Source organism: Rhizobium sp. 01T444 (genome assembly GCF_056398305.1).
This window is the reverse complement of record NZ_JBFTPD010000257.1, coordinates 1-621: the sequence shown is the minus strand read 5'-3', so window position 1 is coordinate 621 and position 621 is coordinate 1. Positions and strand designations below refer to the sequence as shown.

Annotated in this window: 1 protein-coding gene; it reads left to right on the top strand. The window is 67.1% G+C overall.

Annotated elements, in window-relative coordinates; translation table 11 throughout:
- A partial coding sequence (locus AC1DTN_RS38310) for an NAD/NADP octopine/nopaline dehydrogenase family protein (protein WP_477925407.1) occupies nt 1-621 on the top strand: 621 nt, incomplete at both ends.

The window sequence follows — 621 nt, the reverse complement described above, 5'->3', positions numbered from 1 at the left end:
GTCCTGGAGGCCGGCTCGATCCGGTTGAAAGACGCGCAGGGCGAGCGGGACGTGAAGATCGCCCTGGCCACCGGGAACATCGGGGACGCAATGCGCGGTGCGCAGCTCATCCTGATTCCGTCCCCCGCCATTGCGCAGGCAGACATCGCACGCGCCATGGCGCCGCACCTTGTCGATGGACAAGTCGTGTTCCTGCCGCCAGGCACGTTCGGCAGCTATGTCATGGCGCGCATCGCGCGCAAGGCCGGCAGCACCGCCGACGTCGCTTGGGCCGAGACCGGCACACTGCCTTATCTGGCGCGCAAGCATGGTGAGCGCGAGGTCAACGTCACGATCCGCGCGATCCACCTGCCGACGGGTGTCTACCCGGCGCGCAAGGAAGAGGAAGCGATCGCGCTGATTCGGCAGGCCTACCCCAGCGTGCACGGCTGTGGCGACGCTCTGTCGGGCGCGCTGATGAACGCAGGGCCCGTGATACACCCGCCATTGATGGTGATGAACGCCGCCCCGCTGCAGCATTTCGAGCGCTGGGACATCCACAACGAAGGCACGCAGCGCGCGGTTCGCGCCGTCACCGACCAGTTGGACAACGAACGCATCGCGGTACGCGAAGCCTTCGGG